The organism is Gordonia rubripertincta, assembly GCF_038024875.1.
In the GTDB taxonomy this organism is placed as follows: Bacteria; Actinomycetota; Actinomycetes; order Mycobacteriales; family Mycobacteriaceae; genus Gordonia; species Gordonia rubripertincta.
The window spans coordinates 3415626-3433273 of record NZ_CP136136.1; the positions used below are offsets into that span (position 1 = coordinate 3415626).

Below are 17648 nucleotides of genomic sequence, written 5' to 3' on the forward strand. Positions count from 1 at the left end.
CGTGCGCCCGGGCCTCGTAGCCCGAGATGTGACCTCGGCCGATCGTGAATTGCTGTGGGCAGTCGTATGTTGGGTCGCAGAGCGGCCGGAGCGAGCGGTAGGCCTGCCGGGTGCCGCGCTTCACCGGTCGACACCCCGCCCGACGTCGATGCGTCCGAACCCGACGACGCCGCCGTCGGACCTCCAGTCCAGATCGTGTACCCGGATCTTCCGCATCTCGTTGCCCCCGACCGTCGTGGCCTCGTCGCCGTCGACGCCGACCACGATATTGGTGTGCTGGCCCAGCGCCGACGACCGGTCGTAGAGCACGACATCGCCCACGCGGGGCGTGTAGTCGCCGACCGGCTCGAAACGTCCGGTGTCCTCGAAGTACTCCTGCAGGGTGAACACGCCGGGGATGCGCCAATGTCCCGAGTGGGGGTTGGCGAACGGTGTCCCGGCCTCGCGCATGATCCAGCTGACGAAGTTCGCGCACCACGGTTCGTCGACGCCCTCGGAGTAGAACGTGCCCGGGCGCTGTGCGGCGTGCTCGGCGCGGAGCAACTGCACGATCCGGTTCTGGGCCGGCGTCAGCTGTGCTGCGTCGACTTGGGGGAACTCCGCCGTGTCCCAGGGCAGCCACCGCTCGGGAACGGTGCGCCAGGCGATCAGCCCGGAGCTCAGCATCAGGACCACGACGACCGCTGCTGCGACGACGAGCGGCCGGCGTCGCCGGCGCGGCGAACGTTCGTCGAGGTCCCTGCGTTCGTCGAGGTCCCTGCGTTCTCCGAGGTCACTGGCCGGGTCGGGTCTCACCTCGACGAGTGTAAGGACCCCCACACGGTGCGGTGCCGCGCCGCGTATCGGGCCTTGGCAGAATGACGGGCTGGCGGGGGCTGCGAACCACGACCGTGAGAAGAACGGGGCGGAAGACGACATGACGGACGAACCGGGGCACGAGCCGATACTGCGTGCGGGGGACACCTGTCGGGAGATCGCCACCGCCGACCGCGTCGCCTGCATCGTCGATGCGGCGGATTACTTCCTGCACGCCAAGTCGGCCCTGCTGCAGGCGCGACGCCGCGTCATCCTCATCGGCTGGGACGTCGACACCCGGATCAGCCTGGACCCGCGGTCACCGGAGGGCGAGGTTCCCGACCGGCTCGGGGAGTTCCTCAAATGGCTCGGCGCGAATCGCGCGGGCCTCGAGATCTACGTGCTGCGCTGGAGCACCGGGGCGTTCACCGGGATGTTGCGCGGGGTAGCGCCGCCCTTCGTCCAGGATCTCTTCACCGGGCGTCGTCTGCATTTCCGGATCGATGCTGCGCATCCGGTGTCGGCCGCCCACCACCAGAAGATCGCGGTCATCGACGACCAGTTCGCGTTCTGCGGCGGCATCGATATGACGGTGAATCGCTGGGATACTTCGGAACATCTGTCGCACAACGACTTTCGTCGTGGTCCTGACGGTGAACCACATGGTCCCTGGCATGATGTGACGGTCGCGCTCGACGGGGATGCGGCACGTGTCGTCGCGGGTGTCGCCGTCGACCGGTGGGAAGCCGCGACCGGTGAGCGTCTGGCGCCACTCGTCGACACCGCCGGTCCCGACATCTGGCCCGAGGATCTCGGGGTCACGTTCACGGACTGCGAGGTCGGGGTCGCCCGCACCATCCCGCACTACAACGATCGTGACGAGGTCGACGAGATCCGCCGGCTCTACAAGGCGGCCTTCGCAGCGGCCCGGCGCACGATCTACATCGAGAGCCAGTATCTGGCGGCCCGCGAGATCGCGGACGCACTGGCCGAACGGCTCGCCGAACCCGACGGTCCGGAGATCGTCATGGTCCTTCCCCGGCACGCCGACAGCCCGGTCGAACGGCTCGCCATGGACGGCGCACGGCACAAACTCCTCCGGATGCTGTGGCGTGCCGACGTCTACGACCGGTTCCGTGCCTACTACCCGGTGACGTCGGAGGGCGAAGAGATCTACGTGCACGCCAAGGTCCTCGTCGTCGACGACATCCTGCTGCGCGTCGGCTCGTCCAATCTCAACAACCGATCGCTGGGCTTCGACAGTGAGTGCGATGTGGCCATCGAGGCGCGCCGCGACGACCCCGACGATGCGAGAATCCGCGACACCATCGCGTCGATGCGGACCCGGCTGCTGTCGGAACATCTCGACGTCGCCGCTGAGGTCTTCGACGACGCTGTGCGAGAGAAGGATTCGCTCGTCGGCGCGATCGAGTCGCTGACCACCCCGGGCCGCACACTCGAACGGTTCGACCGTGAGGTGATCGAGGACGAGGCGTCGATCATCGCCGAGAACGAACTCGTGGACCCGGAGGATGCGCGCACTCCGCTGACGGAACGCGTCTATCGCAGTGTGCTTCGGCGGGGAGTCGGGAAGCGATTGGCGCGCTTGAGTTCTACGCGCTGAGATCCGCCCCTGAGAACGGCTCTGGGTAGCACGGTCGACGATATCGTCGTTCGGCACCGTCTGAGGGATGTTGTCCAGGGTCTGATCGCAGCGCAGCGGCTCGGGGAGCTCAGTCCCGAGACCGTGCGGCCTCAATGGCGGGAGAGATGATTTCGGCGAGATCTGCCGCGACGTCGCGGTCACCTTCGGGAGGCATCGCGACGTAGCTCAGTGCCATTCGGGTGATCGCGCGCGAGATCCTTTCGGTGTCGGAGTCGGGCATCGACAACCATGTCGATTCGCGGAATGCCTGTGCCAGTCGGTCGCTCGCGGTGGCGATGATCGGCGCCACATCGGTCGTGATGAGCTTCATCAGATCGGGTTTGGCCTCGCCGGACAGCAGCGACGCGATCAGGGGATCGGTGGCCACGCCGGTGAAATACTCCGTGAACGCGGTGCGCAGCGCGCCGGTGACGTCGTCGACGTGGTCGGCGAGCGAATCGGCGACATGACCCGCGAAACGGTTCGCCAACCGAACCGCATATCCCTGCGCCAGTCCGTATCTCGACCCGAACTCGTTGTAGACGGTCTGCCGGCTGACAGTGGTGGCGGCGGCGACATCCGACATACGCACCGCCGACCAGTCCCGCTCCGTCAGCAGGTCGTGCAGCGCGTCGAGCAACGAGTCGCGAAGTGGCGACTTGCCGTCCTGCGTGTGGTTGCGCGTCATCATCCGGCCGCGCCGACCGGCTCCAGCGCGTCCCCGATCTCGGAGCGGAGCGATCGCCCGGCACCGTCGCGACCCACGCGCACCGCGCCCACCAGCCGGTCGTCGTCGAAAGGGCGGACGGTGGTGTCGACGTCCCCGTCGGGGGTCGCGATCGTCGGCCACCCGACCATCGGGATGTTGCTGCGACTCTGCATCGACCTGGCGAGCGGGACACCCGGAAGCGGGGTCGCGGGACCAGGGGCGAGCCCGAGGTCGGTGGCGATGGTCATGGCCACCAGTTTGCCCCGCTCGGTGGCGGTCAGCCACTGCCCGGCCGTCATCGGCTCATCGGGACTGTGGCCGCCGCGCCGGACGCTGACCAAGACAATGTACGTTGTCTATACAAAAGGTACGGTTTGTAAAGTAGCCTTCTGCAAGGAAGATCCCTCGCGCGTTTCTGTCGGGGGAGGGCGCGAGGGATCTTCCTTGGGGAACTCCGGGGCGGCGGGGGAAAGGCCGCGTCCGGAATCGAGGGGAGCTACCCCTCTGTCATGGGGTCTTGATCCAGTTCAGGATCGACTGTGCGGTTGTGAGATCACCGTCGCCAAGGAGGTGCAAACGCTCCATCGGTCGCTCTCCACTTCGTCTGCGTGAGGTCGGTGCCGTCGCCGCGATGGCCACACTCGGCCGCCTGGCGACGTCCGAACGCTTTCCCGGGTTCCAGCGGTGTGATTGTCGCACCGCCCCCAAGTGCGCATGTGTCGGGTCCGATTTCATTGGTATGAACGGATGACGGCCGTCTTCGGGCAACGTGGTTGAGCGAACGCCGGCGAAGACTCGCCCCCGGGTCGACCGAGATCGGTCGACGTGAGGTTCGGATGGCCGATGAGTCGTAGCATGGACGAGTGGGTTTCGCCGTCCCGCCCGAGGCGTACGGACGCTTCATGGACCGTTACGCCGATCCGCTCGCCGAGGTCTTCACAACCTTCGCGGGGGTCGGTGCCGACGCGGATGTCCTGGATGTCGGGTGTGGACCCGGCGCGCTCACCGCTCACGTGCTGACTCTGGGGGCTGCGGTCAGTGCGATCGATCCGTCCCCACCCTTCGTCGATGCCTGTCGCGAACGATTCCCGGACGTCGACGTGCGCCGCGGTACTGCCGAAGAATTGCCCTACGACACAGCCGAATTCACCCATGCGCTCGCGCAGCTGGTGGTTCATTTCATGACGGATCCGGTTCGTGGACTCACGCAGATGGCGCGTGTGACCCGTCCGGGCGGGACCGTTGCGGCCTGTGTGTGGGACGGACCGACCGGAGCGCTCGCCCCGTTCTGGGATGCGGTACACGTTCTCGACCCCGAGGCGCAGGATGAGGCTCTGCTCTCCGGCGCGCACCGCGGTCATCTCACGGAGCTCTTCGCCACGGCCGGACTGCAGAACGTCGTCGAGGAACCTCTCACCGTCGACGTCGTGCATCCGAGTTTCGAGGAATGGTGGGAGCCTTACACTTTCGGTATCGGTCCCGCGGGCGAGTACACGCAGTCGCTCGACGCCGCCGCGCGGAGTGAGCTCGAGACGGTAGCGCGGAAGCGTCTCGGCGACGGGCGGTTCACCGTCTCAGCCACTGCGTGGGCCGCGCGCGGGAGGATCTGAGGGAGACGCGGGTCAGTCGTCGGTCGACGGACGCATACCCGCCAACAGGATGGACACCAGGCGCGGCACGAGGTTCGGGGTCGCCTCCTGGACGGCGTCGGGCTGAGGACGTGTGATGAGGCCGATCCCGACGATCAGCTCCAGTGCGTCGAGATCACGGGACTGTGGTCCACGACGTTCTGGGCGGTCGCCGGTTCGATCGCGCTCGGGATCGCCGCCCTGGCGATCCCGCTCGCGGGCCTGCAGAATGCTTTCGGCGCCAAGGGTTTCACCATCGGCGCGATGGTCATGATGTTCCTCGGCAACCCGCTGGCCGGTATCGCCGGTTCGGCTGCATGGCTGCCGTCCGGGCTGGGTACCGTCGGCCAGATCCTGCCGCCGGGTGCGGCCGGAACCCTGGTCCGCTCGGCCGCGTACTTCGGCGGATCCGGCGGTCTCACCGCCGGTCTGACCCTCGCCACCTGGATCGTCGTCGGACTGGTGCTCTTCGTCACCGGCATGCGACGTGCCGCCGTGTCGACGCGCGAGGCTGTCGAGCTCGCCAGCTAGGCTTCCTGACGACTTTCCAGTAGAGGGAGACAACCTATGTCGGGACATGTCAACGTGGACAATTTCGTTCGGGCGGAGACGCACCGGATGTTCGCCGACATCCAACTGGCTGCCGGTGGGGTGGGGAGGTTCCGCCACAATCGGGAGCCCGCCTCGACCGACGAGCAGACGGTGATCCGGCTCAACCGCGACACCCTCTACAGCTTCGCCGTCGTCGACCTCGGTGAGCCGGCTGTCCTCACACTGCCCGACGCGGGCGAGCGCTATGTCTCCGCGATGATCGTGAACGAGGACCACTACGTCGGCGGTGTTCTGCACGCTGCGGGCGAGCACACGCTGACGCGGGAACAGTACGGATCGCGGTATGTCCTCGTCGCCGTGCGGATCCTGGTCGATCCGACCGATGCTGCCGACGTCGCCGTGGTGGGCGAGCTACAGAATCAGGTGACCATCACGCCGGGGTGCGCGGACGCGTTCGTCTCGCCGGACTACGACACCGGGAGCCTCGACGCGACCCGTAACGGACTCCTGGAGCTGGCCAAGGGCCTCGACTCGTTCGACCGCACCTTCGGCACCCGCGAAGAAGTCGACCCGGTCCGCCACCTCATCGGGTGTGCCGCGGGCTGGGGCGGACTTCCGACGTCGGAGGCCACCTACGTGGGTGTCGACCCGGCAACCGGTCCCGGACACTACGAACTCGTCTTCGCGGACGTCCCGGTCGACGCGTTCTGGTCGGTGTCGGTCTACAACGCGGCCGGCTTCTTCGAGCCCAACGACAAGGACCTCTATACGGTCAACAGCGTCACCGGCGTCCGCAACGACGACGGTTCGATCACTGTCCGGTTCATCCCGGACGCCTCCGGCGACGTTCCGCCGAACGCGATCGTGACGCCGGAGGGCTGGAACTACCTCATCCGCCTCTACCGCCCGCGCCCCGAGATCCTCGACGGCATGTGGACTCCGCCGGCGTTGAAGGCGGCTCCTCAGTCCTGAATGGCAGACGGCCGGACTGGATCCGTATGACGTTGTGCCCGGTTTCCGGGCACAACGTCATACGGATGTCACCCGCGCGGGTACGCCGCGGCGAGGAGTCGGAGTCATGGCGTAGAGCGGCTCCGCCCGGCGATCGGATCTCGGGGCACCAAGGGTCTCGATAGTCGTATCGGGGAAATTTGCGCGCGCCACAGTCGCTTTCGCGGATACTGCTCAGATGATGCTGTCTCAGCGAAGTCGCACTCGGTCGAGTCGCATCGGTGCTGTCTCTGTCGCGATGCTGGTATTCGCGGGCCTGCTCGTCGCAACTGCGGGCACCGCCGAGGCGGTGCCGAACTGGCGGTACACCATGGTGGCGTTCTCCAACACCAGTTCCCGTCACATGGACGTGTACCAGTCCACGGATGCGAGCCGGTTTCGGCCGCTTCGCTTTGGTGCCTACCGTCCGCCATCAGGCGTGGTGCGCGATCCAAGCATCTTCCACGGTGCGGACGGCTGGTACTACGTCGCCTATACGACCGGCCAGAACACCATCGGGTTCGCGCGGAGCCGAGATCGCGTGAACTGGGCGTTCATGCACGACTACCCGGTTCCATTGTGTTGCGCTTTCCTGCCCGGCACGGGCGATGGAAAGGGAGTGTTCGGCTCTTCGTCCGGGTCGTTGTCGTTCGGGTCGGCCGGTTCGAGCGACGGACCGTCGCTGTCGCCCTTCACCACCAAGGCGTGGGCGCCGGAGTTCTTCGTCGAGGGCGGGCGCGTCAACATCATCCTGTCGATGTCGACCGGTGGAGGCTTCGTGCCGTACGTGATGACGGCGCTCGAACCCGGCCTTCGACTGTGGAGTCCGCCGATTCCGATCCTCAGCCTTGGTGCGGACCACATCGACACGACCGTGGTGAAGGTCGGCTCCACGTACCACGCGTTCACCAAGAACGAGACCAGGAAGGTCATCGAACACGCGGTGGCGAAGTCGCTCACCGGTCCCTACCGGTTCGTCCCGATGCGGAGTTTCGGTCGCTTCGTCGAGGGTATGGCGCTGGTGAAGCTCCCGAACGGCAACTGGCGCATGTACGTCGACGCGTACAAGCAGCGCCGGTACTTCTACTCCGACAGCGGCGACGGGTTGTGGTCGTGGAGTTCGGCGAAGGAACTGCCCGGACTCTCGGGCTCGGTCCGCCACTTCGGGGTGATCCGTGAGCCCGCCTAGGTCGACCCCAGCAGGTTCACCGCATTCGCCACGACGAGGCTCAGCACGACGATCGACAGGATCGATTGCGCGGCCATGGCGAGCTTCGTCCACCGGGCGAGCGGCATGACGTCGGTCGGGCTGAACGCGGTCGCGTTGGTGAGCGCGAGGTACAGGTAGTCGAAGAACACCGGCCGCCATCCGGGCGGTGCAAGACTCGGGTCGAGCTGTTGCGGGAAGGCGAGATCCGGATGCCGCCGCGGGTGCAGATGTCTGTTCACGGGTCCGCCGCCGTCGAGCTCCCAGTACAGGAACCCGAAGGCCAGAACGGTCTGCAGCCACACGAGTGCACCCGACAGAAGCAGCTCGTTGGCCACCGTCGTGTCCGGATTCCCGTGCAGCAGATCCCACACCAACCGGCCGGCCGCCCAAGCTGCCCCCGCGGCGATCACGACGACCAACGCGATCGACAGTCCCCGCACCCGGCGTCCGGGTCGGTCGATGCGGCCCGGGTCGACGATGACCAAGGCCAGCAGGACCGCGCCCTCGATGGCGGGCAGCAGCCAGCTGGTCCCCGCTGCATAGCGGGAGGGCAGCAGGAACGGTATCAGCATCGAGAGGAGCACGAACACCGAAGCTGTCCAGCGTCGTTCGGCGCGTGGACGCTCGCCCGACGGAGCGTTTTCGTCATCGCTCATCGTCCGTGTCTTCCTCGCGTGCCCGTGCATGAATGGGACGGATCAAGGCTCCCATTCCCTGGGTGGCTGGATGTGGGCTTCCGCCCAGAGCGTCACCGGCAGGAGCGCCCCATGAAAGCGGCCCCGCGACACGTTCGACGAAAACCGTTGACGATCCATACTCTGGCGGTACTGTGTGGAACATCACATAGTGGCCGGAGGGATCGCCATGATAAATGCCGAAATCAACGCACTCCATCACAGCATCCAGGCGCTGCGCCATCAGCTGGTGACCTTGAAGACTCGCTACGGTGACGCCGACAGCGTCCGCCGGATGGTCAACGACCTCGATCGTCTCGACATCGATCTGCACGACTTCGAGCAGAATCCGCCGAAGCTGAAGCCGCAGCAGAAGCCGGGACAGGACCGGGTCTACGTGCCGGACAGCAAGTCCGACGAGTCGGCATGGCTCGGTGCCCAGGACGAAGGGCTCGGGTTCCACTCGCGTGAGCGGACGAAGTGAGCGCGCCCGCGGCTGAGCGGGATTCACTCGGGGTCTTCTCCCCGAGACGGGCGCGCCTGACGGCGCGCACTCTTCGGACAGACCGATGGTGGCTGTCGCCGTTGCTGACGGTGCTCGGTCTCGCGGCGTTCGTCATCTATGCGACCGTGCGGTCGTTCATCCGGAGCGCCTACTACGTCGCCGACTATCACTACCTGACGCCGTTCTACTCGCCGTGTCTGAGCGAGTCGTGCGTCCCCGGGTCGAGTCATTTCGGCACGCCGTTCCCGGAACTCCCGATGTGGATTCCGTTGGCGTTTCTCACGTTGCCGTTCCTGCTCGGGTTCCGGTTGACCTGCTACTACTACCGCAAGGCCTACTACCGGTCGGTCTGGCTGTCGCCGCCGGCATGTGCTGTCGCCGAGCCCCACACCAAGTACACCGGGGAGACGCGCCTGCCGCTGATCATCCAGAACTCGCACCGGTACTTCTTCTATGCGGCCGTGATCATCTCGGTGATCAACACCTACGACGTCATCGTCTCGTTCCACGCCAAGGGCGGCGGTTTCGGCCTGGGACTGGGCAATGTGATCCTCGTGGTCAACGTGATTCTGCTCTGGATCTACACCGTGTCCTGCCATTCCTGTCGGCACGTGACCGGTGGCCGGCTCAAGCATTTCTCGAAACATCCGGTGCGGTATTGGATCTGGACCCAGGTCTCCAAGCTGAACACCCAGCACATGCAATTCGCCTGGATCACGCTCGGCACGCTCGTGCTCACCGATTTCTACATCATGCTGGTGGCCAGCAACACGATCTCGGATCTGAGGTTCGTGGGTTGATCGACTGAGGGCGCAACGCTTGTTGTGCAACCGTTTTCAACGTTGGGAGTCGCGCTAGATGACCGAACCGGAACGCTACCAGTACGACGTCGTGGTGATCGGTGCGGGTGGTGCCGGCCTGCGGGCGGTCATCGAGGCCCGGGAGAAGGGTCATTCGGTCGCGGTCGTGTGCAAGTCGTTGTTCGGCAAGGCACACACCGTGATGGCCGAAGGTGGCTGTGCGGCGTCGATGGGTAACGCGAACGCGAAGGACAATTGGGCGACCCACTTCCAGGACACGATGCGGGGTGGGAAGTTCCTCAACAACTGGCGCATGGCCGAACTACACGCCAAGGAAGCACCCGACCGGGTGTGGGAGCTGGAAACGTACGGGGCGCTGTTCGACCGGACAGCAGACGGGCGAATCGCGCAGCGCAACTTCGGCGGCCACACCTATCCGCGCCTGGCACACGTCGGCGACCGGACCGGGCTGGAACTCATCCGGACCATGCAGCAGAAGATCGTCTCGCTGCAGCAGGAGGATTTCGCGGCCACCGGCGACTATGAGTCCCGGATCAAGGTGTTCGCCGAGTGCACCATCACCGAGCTCCTCAAGGACGGCGACGCCATCGCCGGTGCGTTCGGGTACTGGCGTGAGTCGGGCCGGTTCATCGTGTTCGAAGCACCTGCGGTCGTTGTCGCGACGGGCGGTATCGGCAAGTCGTTCAAGGTCACGTCGAACTCCTGGGAGTACACGGGCGACGGGCACGCGCTCGCACTACGCGCGGGCGCGAGCCTGATCAACATGGAGTTCGTCCAGTTCCACCCGACCGGGATGGTGTGGCCGCCCAGTGTGAAAGGCATCCTCGTGACCGAGGGCGTGCGCGGTGACGGCGGCGTCCTCAAGAACACCGACGGCAAGCGGTTCATGTTCGACTACATCCCGCCGGTGTTCAAGGGCCAGTACGCGGAGACGGAGAAGGAGGCCGACGAGTGGCTCGCGGACAACGACTCCGCCCGCCGCACACCGGATCTGCTTCCTCGCGATGAGGTCGCCCGCGCGATCAACGAGGAGGTCAAGGCCGGCCGCGGCACCGAGCACGGTGGCGTCTACCTCGACATCGCGTCCCGGATGCCGGCCGAGGAGATCATCCGGCGCCTGCCGTCGATGCATCACCAGTTCAAAGAGCTCGCCGACGTGGACATCACGAAGGAACCCATGGAGGTCGGCCCCACCTGCCATTACGTGATGGGCGGGATCGAGGTCGACCCCGACACCGCGGCGTCGCGAGTGCCCGGTCTGTTCGCCGCCGGTGAGTGCTCGGGCGGCATGCACGGGTCGAACCGCCTGGGCGGCAACTCCTTGTCCGATCTGCTGGTGTTCGGTCGACGAGCCGGGCTCGGCGCGGCGTCGTATGTCGAGTCGCTGGGAAACCGGCCCAAGATCGCGCAGGACGATATCGACCGGGCGGCGAAATACGCGCTGTCTCCGTTCGATCCGCCCGCCGACGGCAAGCCGGAGAACCCGTACACGCTGCACATGGACCTGCAACAGGCGATGAACGACCTCGTCGGCATCATCCGCAAGGAGGCGGAGATGCAGGAGGCACTCCGCGTGCTCTCCGACCTCCGGAACCGGCTCGGCAGCATGCAGGTCGAGGGTCACCGCCAATTCAACCCGGGCTGGCACCTGGCGATCGACCTCCGGAACATGTTGCTGGTCAGTGAATGTGTCGCCAAGGCGGCGCTGATGCGTACCGAGAGTCGTGGCGGACACACTCGCGACGACCATCCGTCGATGGATTCGGCCTGGCGCAACACGCTGCTGGTCTGTACCGCCGACACGAGCACGGACTCACCGGTGCCAGAGGTCGAGGTCGTCGAGGAAGAGCAGGAGCCGATGCGGCCGGACCTGCTGGAGCTCTTCGAGTTCGAGGAGATCGAAAAGTACTACACCGCGGCCGAGATCGCCGGTCATCCCGGCGCCGGAGGCGAGCGAGCCGAGGGACAGTCGGAGGACTGACATGGGATACGACGCGAAGTTCCGAGTATGGCGCGGTGACACCGAAGGCGGTGGGCTCGAGGACTACACGGTCCTCGCCAACGACGGCGAGGTAGTGCTCGACATCATCCACCGCCTCCAGGCAACCCAGGCCCCCGACCTCGCCGTCCGCTGGAACTGCAAGGCGGGCAAGTGCGGATCGTGTTCGGCAGAGGTCAACGGCCGTCCGAAGCTGCTCTGTATGACCCGGATGTCGACGTTCACCGAGGACGAGGTCATCACGGTGACCCCGATGCGCACCTTCCCGGTGATCCGCGACCTCGTCACCGACGTCTCGTTCAACTATCAGAAAGCCCGCGAGATCCAGTCGTTCACCCCGCCGCCCGATCTGGGGCCGGGGGAGTACCGCATGAAGCAGGTCGACGTGCAGCGCTCGCAGGAATTCCGTAAGTGCATCGAGTGCTTCCTCTGCCAGAACACCTGCCACGTGGTCCGCGACCACGAGGAGAACAAGGAGGCCTTCGCCGGCCCCCGCTACCTCATGCGGATCGCCGAGCTCGACATGCACCCGCTCGACACGGCTGAGCGGCGGGATACGGCCCAGAACGACCACGGCCTGGGGTTCTGCAACATCACCAAGTGCTGCTCCGATGTCTGTCCCGAGGACATCAAGATCACCGACAACGCGCTGATCCCGATGAAAGAACGGGTTGTGGATCAGAAGTACGACCCGCTGGTGTGGCTGGGGAACAAGCTCTTCCGACGCTAGGGCCGCTTCTCGGACACACCCGGGCCCCCGGGGTGTCACGTCGCCGACACCGATCGATCGACACCGCCGGCACACACTCGACGAGTTCGTCGCCGTCGTCGTGCCTCTGTGTGACCTGGTCGATGATTCGTCAGCGGGCGAAACGGATATACGAGCGGTGCAGGGGTACCGACCAGGGGCCCATCAGGAGGGGAGCCGGTACTTCGATGACAGGGACCCATCGCGTCGTCCGACGCACTAGGGAGCTCGTATGAGGACGACCGATGACGTGTCGGCCGACGGCCGGTCCCGGCACTACGGGGAGTTCTACGGCGTCACCGAGGCGCCGGTGGACAATGACCGGAAGCTACTCGTCGTCTGGGGGAACTGCCAGGCCGAGGCATTGCGGATCGTCCTGTCCAGCTCTTCGGATCTCCCGTTCCGTACCGTTCGCGTCCCACCGGTCCACGAACTCGAGTCCGCCGACATGGCGCGGGTCGAGGACCTCCTGAGCAGAGCAGCGATCATCGTCTCCCAACCGGTGCGTGCCGGGTACCGGGGATTTCCGATCGGAACCTCGGACCTGGCAGACCTGGCGCCATCGGCGTCCGTCATCGTCTGGCCGGTCATTCGCTACGGCGGATTGTTTCCGTTCCAGGTCATCGCCCGACACCCAGCGCAGCCGTCCGCAGTACCCGCGGCGGTTCCGTACCACGATCTGCGAACGGTCCTCGCAGTGGTGGCCGGTCGCGACCGCTTCGACGACTGGAACGTCGACGTCACCGCCGAACGCATCCGGGAGGCAGCGCAATGGAGCGTGGATCAGCTCGCAGTCCGCGAGCGGCGGCACTGTGACATCGAGATCTCCGACATCCTGCTCGACCTTGGGGCCGACGCCGCCCACACGATCAACCACCCTGGAAACAGGGTGTTGCTCACCCTCGGCACCCGGATCCTCGACTCGCTCGGGGCGTCGGCACCGGTCCCGCCCTCACGCGACCTGCTCGGCAACATCAGAGCGCCCTTGGAGCGACGAGTGATCGACGCGCTGGGGATCGACGCGTGCCCGCGGGCATCGTGGGACGTCGACGGTGCGGCGCTGACCGAGGACGACGTTCGCCGTCGCCAGATGCGCTGGTACGCAGACCATCCCGAGTTCATCGGAGCAGTGTTGGACCGTTACGCCGACCTCATCGAAATCTTGGGGTTGTCGTGACGGGGTCGATCGGTCATCTGCTGGTCGGACCCCGCTCACACGGCGTGGTCCGATATGCGCAGTCGGTCTTCGATGCCGTGAGTGCAGAGAGCGCGCATCATCGGTTCGTGCACGTGCTCACGCTCGGCACCGGTGTCGCATCAGGACTGGACGAGTGCGCGCTCGTGCACGTGCACGTGACCGATCGCCTGTTCGGACGTACGCCACGGCAAGCTCGTGACAGCGTCCTCGCCCTGTTCGCGGCACTGGACCGGCCGGTCTCGGTGACCTTCCACGACCTGCCGCAGCCCTCGGACGGACCGGCAATGCGGGCACGTGCCGACTTCTTTCGCGCGGTGGCGCGGGCCGCAACGGGTGTGATCGTGTCGAGTCACCACGAGGCGTCGCTCTTCGCCGAGTACGTCGACGCGACGATCGGGGTCGCGGTCATACCGCTGATGTTCGACCCCCTCCGCGTCGACAAGCCCTCGGAATCAGCGGAACCGACGGTTGGCGTCCTCGGCTACCTGTACCCCGGGAAGGGGCACCTGGAGACACTGCAGGCAATGTCCGGTCTCGACCCGTCCATCGGTTTCGTCGCGCTCGGCACGCCGTCACCTGGCCACGAGGACCTCGCCGATGAACTCGCGAAGGTCGCTGCGGAGATGGGACGGCGGTGCACGGTCACGGGGTTCCTGGCCGACGACGAACTGGTCCGGGCGTCGGCCGAGGTCACGGTTCCGGTCGCGTATCACCGGCACATGTCGGCCTCCGGGTCGATCAACTCCTGGATCTCCGCCGGCCGCCGACCACTGGTCCCGAGCACCGCCTACACCGACGAGCTCGCCGCTCGTTCCCCGGGCGTCGTGACGATGCACGCCGACAACGATGCTGCTCTGCGGACCGCACTCGAGAGCGCGTTCGCTGATCCCGTGAGCACCTGGATCGATCCGGCGGTGACGCCGTCGCCCACTGCCGCCGACGTCGGCCGGGCTCACGAGCGACTGTTCCGGCGGTGGAGTGCATGACCGTCATCAGGCTCGGCGACGGCCGAACCGTAGTGCCCGACAACCGCTGGGACCTGGTCGGCGTGGCTCCGTCGACGCCGCTGGTGAGTGTCGTGATCCCGTATTACAACCAACCCCACCAACTCGCGTTGGTCCTCGAGGCGTTGACAGACCAGAGCCACCCGCCGGATCGTCTGGAGGTGATCGTCGCCGACGATGGTTCGACGTGTTCGCCGGATGTGAGTGCGTGGACATCGCGACTCGACATCACCGTGGTGACGCAGGAGGACAGAGGCTTCCGAGCGGCAGCCGCCCGCAATCTGGGGTGTCGCGGCGTCGAGCGGTACGGTCCTGTGTTTCCTCGACTCGGACACGGTGCCGACACCGGACTACATCCTGCAGTCGATCAGATTGCCCGCTGCGGCGCCCGACGCACTCGTGGTCGGACGGCGTAAGCACGCCGACCTGAGTCGGGTCGCCCCGGACTCGGTGGTGGAGTGGTTGTCCGAACAACGGCCGCTCGAATCCTCGCACGACTGCGAACCCGGATGGCTGGTCGATGCGTACGACCGCACGTCCAACCTTCTGAACCCGGGCTGGGACGGTTACAAGTATCTGATCAGCGCGGTGATGACCTGTAGCCGTCAATTGTTCGACGACGTCGGAGGCTTCGACCCGTCGTTCGTCCACTACGGCGGCGAGGACTGGGAATTCGCGAACCGGTCCTTCATGATGGGCGCGATGTTCGCCCACGAACCCGACGCCCTCGCCTGGCACGACGGTCCCGATTGGGCGGAACGTTCAGTGCCCGAACGGATCTCGGAGAAGAATGTCGAAGCCCTCGCGCTCGCCCCGCTCATCACCGATCCGGCGGCCCGTACTGCCGGCCTGCTGTACTCGATCCCGGACATCGTGGTGCTCGTGCGGACGTCGGGACACACCGCGGCATCGCTGATGCGTACTGTCGCCGGCGCGTTGCGAGGGATGGATGCTGCTGTCTGGCTCTCGGGCGCGCATGCCCACGCTTTGCTCATCCAACTGGGCGTGGACGATTCACGAATCCGTGTCGGCGATCCGGACGCGTCGACGCTGTCGCGGTGCAGGTTCGTCGTCGAGATCGCCGGAAACGTGATCTGTTCCGCTGACTCGCTCACGCTGCTCGCGGCCCAGGTCGGACCGGGTGGGTGCGGCCAGGTGAGGGTGGACTTCGCCGGATCACCGGCCTCGGTGACGGTCACGTCGTCGCGCGCACGGCACCGGGGCCGACGCTGGGCGGCGCATGTGGACGTGGGCGCCGACGAGCTTCTGGATCGACTGTTCGGGGTCCGGACCGTGCATCACAGCGAGGTCGGGATCGTCATCGGCGACGACGAACCGGTGTTGTCCTGGTAGATGCTGGGGCAGCGCCGTCGTGTCCACCTCGCCGAGTCGCGCACGCCGCCCTGACCGTGCCGACCGAGTCACTCCCGAACCTCATTTCGACTTACAGACTTCGATCGAAGTCTGTAAGTCGAAATGACGTCGGTCGGTGGGAGAATCGTGACGTTAAACTGATCTCAGACATTGCTGAACGTACTCCGGTCGGTATGCAACCGGTTTGCGCGAACTTCGCAGACCTGCGTTTCCTGGTGCCCCCGGTGAGACTCGAACTCACACTGGACGGGTTTTGAATCCGTTGCCTCCGCCGCCGTCGATCAGGTCTGGTCTCGGTTGGTCCACTGCCAGTCGGGAAACTCGGCCTCGATGCGGCGGATCCCAACGGAGCCAGGGACGCCCTCGCCAAGGGGCGTGAAGATGTGCAGATCGTCGATGCCGAACTCAGCGAAGATACCCTCCGCAAGGAAGAACGAGGCGATCGCTGCGACGCGGTGCGGGTCATCGCAAGTATCGAGATAAGTTGGACTAATGTATCCACAAAGTATCTACGAAGTATCTAACTTAGTGGCATGGCAAACACAAACACGGAAAACACCATCCTCGTCTTCACCGCCAAGAGCCTCGACTCGATCCTCGAAGAGGGCGGGTCCGGAGTGTGGAAGCTCGATCCCGCCCGCGCAAGGAAGTGCACGTACGTGGTGTGCACCCAGAACGCGTACAACCCTGAGGCGTACGCAGACGCGACCGAACCGCACGGTAGCGCCTTTCTCGTAGGGAAGATCTCCCGAATTGCCCCAGCAGACGACCGCTGGCGAATCGAGTTCAGCGAGTACGCGACGATCAACCAGTCTGAAGTCTGGGGTGGGCACCGCAACCCTGTCCGCTACACCAATCTCGACGATCTCGGCATCCAGCTAGATGGACTGGAGTGGCTGCCGGGACCGCAAAGCAACACCGTTGCTCCAACGTCCGCGGCGACCGCACCACATGCACTGACCATCCAGGAGGCAAAGGCCGGGCTCGCGGAAACCTACGGAGTCGATGTCGGGGCCATTGAGGTTGTGATTCGCGGTTAGACCAGATGCCGGGCCGGGGCCGTTGGTCCCGGCCCTGCTGCCGCCGCGGCGGTGTCCTGTGTAAACCCCTTAGTGGAAGGATCGGCCCGTGGATGCCGAGTATGAGATGCAGTTGATCAAGTGGGCGCTGCGCTACAACGCTTATAAGCGACTCGCTACTGACTCGAACCAGTTGCTCGAAGTCCTGCAGGTGCTGATCACAGCTTATGAGCGCGATCATCGAGTTCCTGATTGGGCTGGGATCGATCTGCTACGAGGCTGGGCCTTCTACCTCGTGCGGTGGCATCGCTTTAGCGCGACCGGCCAAAAACTGTGGACAGAGCATCCCGAGATTCTCGCCATCGTCGAAGCGATCAACCAACACCCGGACGCCCGGAAGAGTGATCGCGCATACCGCGTTGCGGCGACACCAGCACGGCTTTGACACCGGCGGCGTGGGTCTTCTCGGACGAGACGACTAGGTCGTGTTCGTTGATGTCGCGACGTGGGGCTGGGGTGGGCACGGTGTGAGTGATCTCCGGTAGGTGTCAGGCGGTACGACGGGAAGCGCGAGGACGCAGTTGCGACCGCGCGAAGGCAGACAGCTCCGGTGGTACGGCTGTCGCTCCTCGGTAGTCGAGGATGCGTTGGTAGAAGGCGTCTGCGGTGATCCCGTAGGTCACCATGATCTGCTCGGGAGGTGGGCCGCCGAAGGGCAACCATCGCATCCCCAGCTCAACCATGGCGGTGTGGTCGTCGGTGGTCACGATCATGGGT

At 65.6% G+C, this 17648-nt stretch carries 19 protein-coding genes, 1 tRNA gene and 1 pseudogene; 14 read left to right on the forward strand and 7 right to left on the reverse strand.

Annotated elements, in window-relative coordinates; translation table 11 throughout:
* Positions 1–120: 120 nt before the first annotated feature.
* Positions 121–666, reverse strand: coding sequence for a CHAP domain-containing protein (locus RVF83_RS15515; protein WP_039880124.1), 546 nt, complete (start codon positions 664–666; stop codon positions 121–123).
* 250 nt (positions 667–916) lie between these two features.
* Here RVF83_RS15515 and RVF83_RS15520 point away from each other — a divergent pair, with 250 nt between their 5' ends.
* Positions 917–2419 carry a phospholipase D-like domain-containing protein gene (locus RVF83_RS15520; protein WP_005196109.1) on the forward strand — a complete coding sequence of 501 codons (1503 nt, stop codon included), beginning with the start codon at positions 917–919 and terminating at the stop codon, positions 2417–2419.
* Between the two features lie 109 nt (positions 2420–2528).
* Here the strand turns inward: RVF83_RS15520 and RVF83_RS15525 are convergent, their stop codons facing one another.
* Complete coding sequence (locus RVF83_RS15525; protein ID WP_005196107.1) at positions 2529–3131, reverse strand: TetR family transcriptional regulator; 603 nt, start codon at positions 3129–3131, stop codon at positions 2529–2531.
* Positions 3128–3448: a hypothetical protein gene (locus tag RVF83_RS15530; RefSeq protein WP_051989259.1), complete on the reverse strand. Its 321-nt coding sequence runs from the start codon at positions 3446–3448 to the stop codon at positions 3128–3130. The genes RVF83_RS15525 and RVF83_RS15530 overlap by 4 nt, the downstream gene beginning before the upstream one ends.
* A gap of 564 nt (positions 3449–4012) precedes the next feature.
* Between RVF83_RS15530 and RVF83_RS15535 the strand changes: the two genes are divergently transcribed.
* Complete coding sequence (locus RVF83_RS15535) at positions 4013–4759, forward strand: class I SAM-dependent methyltransferase (protein ID WP_039880117.1); 747 nt, start codon at positions 4013–4015, stop codon at positions 4757–4759.
* Positions 4760–4893: 134 nt separating this feature from the next.
* Here RVF83_RS15535 and RVF83_RS15540 read toward each other — a convergent pair whose 3' ends face one another.
* Positions 4894–5049 (reverse strand): hypothetical protein, encoded by a 156-nt coding sequence (locus tag RVF83_RS15540; protein ID WP_247602395.1) that lies wholly within the window; start codon positions 5047–5049, stop codon positions 4894–4896.
* On the opposite strand from RVF83_RS15540, the gene RVF83_RS15545 reads away from it, so the two are divergent.
* The 3 genes from RVF83_RS15545 (at position 5042) to RVF83_RS15555 (ending at position 7508) form a co-directional block, all read left to right on the forward strand.
* A complete protein-coding gene (locus RVF83_RS15545) occupies positions 5042–5308 on the forward strand; it encodes a hypothetical protein (protein WP_005196099.1) in 267 nt (88 codons plus the stop codon). The genes RVF83_RS15540 and RVF83_RS15545 overlap by 8 nt on opposite strands.
* A gap of 36 nt (positions 5309–5344) precedes the next feature.
* Positions 5345–6301, forward strand: coding sequence for a DUF1214 domain-containing protein (locus RVF83_RS15550; RefSeq protein ID WP_005196098.1), 957 nt, complete (start codon positions 5345–5347; stop codon positions 6299–6301).
* Between the two features lie 217 nt (positions 6302–6518).
* Positions 6519–7508: an arabinofuranosidase gene (locus tag RVF83_RS15555; protein ID WP_039880116.1), complete on the forward strand. Its 990-nt coding sequence runs from the start codon at positions 6519–6521 to the stop codon at positions 7506–7508.
* Here the strand turns inward: RVF83_RS15555 and RVF83_RS15560 are convergent.
* Entirely contained in the window at positions 7505–8185 is a 681-nt protein-coding gene (locus RVF83_RS15560) for a hypothetical protein (protein ID WP_005196095.1), read from the reverse strand. The genes RVF83_RS15555 and RVF83_RS15560 overlap by 4 nt on opposite strands.
* Before the next feature lie 208 nt (positions 8186–8393).
* Here RVF83_RS15560 and RVF83_RS15565 point away from each other — a divergent pair, with 208 nt between their 5' ends.
* From RVF83_RS15565 to RVF83_RS15595, 7 genes and pseudogenes are all read left to right on the forward strand, one after another.
* Positions 8394–8687, forward strand: coding sequence for a hypothetical protein (locus tag RVF83_RS15565; protein ID WP_005196094.1), 294 nt, complete (start codon positions 8394–8396; stop codon positions 8685–8687).
* A complete protein-coding gene (locus RVF83_RS15570) occupies positions 8684–9508 on the forward strand; it encodes a hypothetical protein (RefSeq protein WP_005196093.1) in 825 nt (274 codons plus the stop codon). Before RVF83_RS15565 ends, RVF83_RS15570 begins: the two co-directional genes overlap by 4 nt.
* 58 nt (positions 9509–9566) lie before the next feature.
* A complete protein-coding gene (locus tag RVF83_RS15575; protein ID WP_005196092.1) occupies positions 9567–11510 on the forward strand; it encodes a fumarate reductase/succinate dehydrogenase flavoprotein subunit in 1944 nt (647 codons plus the stop codon).
* Between the two features lies 1 nt (position 11511).
* On the forward strand, positions 11512–12258 hold the full coding sequence (locus RVF83_RS15580) for a succinate dehydrogenase/fumarate reductase iron-sulfur subunit (RefSeq protein WP_005196091.1): 747 nt from the start codon (positions 11512–11514) through the stop codon (positions 12256–12258).
* Positions 12259–12508: 250 nt separating this feature from the next.
* On the forward strand, positions 12509–13453 hold the full coding sequence (locus tag RVF83_RS15585) for a WcbI family polysaccharide biosynthesis putative acetyltransferase (RefSeq protein ID WP_168432613.1): 945 nt from the start codon (positions 12509–12511) through the stop codon (positions 13451–13453).
* Positions 13450–14460 carry a hypothetical protein gene (locus RVF83_RS15590; protein ID WP_005200056.1) on the forward strand — a complete coding sequence of 337 codons (1011 nt, stop codon included), beginning with the start codon at positions 13450–13452 and terminating at the stop codon, positions 14458–14460. The genes RVF83_RS15585 and RVF83_RS15590 overlap by 4 nt, the downstream gene beginning before the upstream one ends.
* Positions 14457–15831, forward strand: a pseudogene (locus RVF83_RS15595) (glycosyltransferase). Before RVF83_RS15590 ends, RVF83_RS15595 begins: the two are co-directional and overlap by 4 nt.
* 234 nt (positions 15832–16065) lie before the next feature.
* On the opposite strand, the gene RVF83_RS15600 reads toward RVF83_RS15595, so the two are convergent.
* Positions 16066–16179: transfer RNA gene (locus RVF83_RS15600), tRNA-Leu, on the reverse strand.
* A gap of 206 nt (positions 16180–16385) precedes the next feature.
* On the opposite strand from RVF83_RS15600, the gene RVF83_RS15605 reads away from it, so the two are divergent.
* Together RVF83_RS15605 and RVF83_RS15610 are read left to right on the forward strand one after the other, a co-directional pair.
* Positions 16386–16892 (forward strand): hypothetical protein, encoded by a 507-nt coding sequence (locus RVF83_RS15605; protein WP_005200058.1) that lies wholly within the window; start codon positions 16386–16388, stop codon positions 16890–16892.
* Between the two features lie 88 nt (positions 16893–16980).
* Positions 16981–17316, forward strand: coding sequence for a hypothetical protein (locus tag RVF83_RS15610; RefSeq protein ID WP_005200059.1), 336 nt, complete (start codon positions 16981–16983; stop codon positions 17314–17316).
* Positions 17317–17419: 103 nt separating this feature from the next.
* On the opposite strand, the gene RVF83_RS15615 is transcribed toward RVF83_RS15610, so the two are convergent.
* Positions 17420–17644 carry a hypothetical protein gene (locus RVF83_RS15615; RefSeq protein ID WP_005200060.1) on the reverse strand — a complete coding sequence of 75 codons (225 nt, stop codon included), beginning with the start codon at positions 17642–17644 and terminating at the stop codon, positions 17420–17422.
* Positions 17645–17648 lie beyond the last annotated feature (4 nt).

Excerpts from the sequence above, each read along its gene's own strand:
- RVF83_RS15555 (WP_039880116.1), top strand. The coding sequence starts at position 6,519 with ATGATGCTGTCTCAGCGAAGTCGCACTCGGTCGAGTCGCATCGGTGCT.
- RVF83_RS15560 (WP_005196095.1), bottom strand. The coding sequence starts at position 8,185 with ATGAGCGATGACGAAAACGCTCCGTCGGGCGAGCGTCCACGCGCCGAA.
- RVF83_RS15575 (WP_005196092.1), top strand. The coding sequence starts at position 9,567 with ATGACCGAACCGGAACGCTACCAGTACGACGTCGTGGTGATCGGTGCG.
- RVF83_RS15515 (WP_039880124.1), bottom strand. The coding sequence starts at position 666 with ATGCTGAGCTCCGGGCTGATCGCCTGGCGCACCGTTCCCGAGCGGTGG.
- RVF83_RS15550 (WP_005196098.1), top strand. The coding sequence starts at position 5,345 with ATGTCGGGACATGTCAACGTGGACAATTTCGTTCGGGCGGAGACGCAC.
- RVF83_RS15520 (WP_005196109.1), top strand. The coding sequence starts at position 917 with ATGACGGACGAACCGGGGCACGAGCCGATACTGCGTGCGGGGGACACC.
- RVF83_RS15585 (WP_168432613.1), top strand. The coding sequence starts at position 12,509 with ATGAGGACGACCGATGACGTGTCGGCCGACGGCCGGTCCCGGCACTAC.
- RVF83_RS15545 (WP_005196099.1), top strand. The coding sequence starts at position 5,042 with ATGGTCATGATGTTCCTCGGCAACCCGCTGGCCGGTATCGCCGGTTCG.
- RVF83_RS15565 (WP_005196094.1), top strand. The coding sequence starts at position 8,394 with ATGATAAATGCCGAAATCAACGCACTCCATCACAGCATCCAGGCGCTG.
- RVF83_RS15605 (WP_005200058.1), top strand. The coding sequence starts at position 16,386 with ATGGCAAACACAAACACGGAAAACACCATCCTCGTCTTCACCGCCAAG.
- RVF83_RS15540 (WP_247602395.1), bottom strand. The coding sequence starts at position 5,049 with ATGACCATCGCGCCGATGGTGAAACCCTTGGCGCCGAAAGCATTCTGC.
- RVF83_RS15580 (WP_005196091.1), top strand. The coding sequence starts at position 11,512 with ATGGGATACGACGCGAAGTTCCGAGTATGGCGCGGTGACACCGAAGGC.
- RVF83_RS15525 (WP_005196107.1), bottom strand. The coding sequence starts at position 3,131 with ATGATGACGCGCAACCACACGCAGGACGGCAAGTCGCCACTTCGCGAC.
- RVF83_RS15530 (WP_051989259.1), bottom strand. The coding sequence starts at position 3,448 with ATGACGGCCGGGCAGTGGCTGACCGCCACCGAGCGGGGCAAACTGGTG.
- RVF83_RS15615 (WP_005200060.1), bottom strand. The coding sequence starts at position 17,644 with ATGATCGTGACCACCGACGACCACACCGCCATGGTTGAGCTGGGGATG.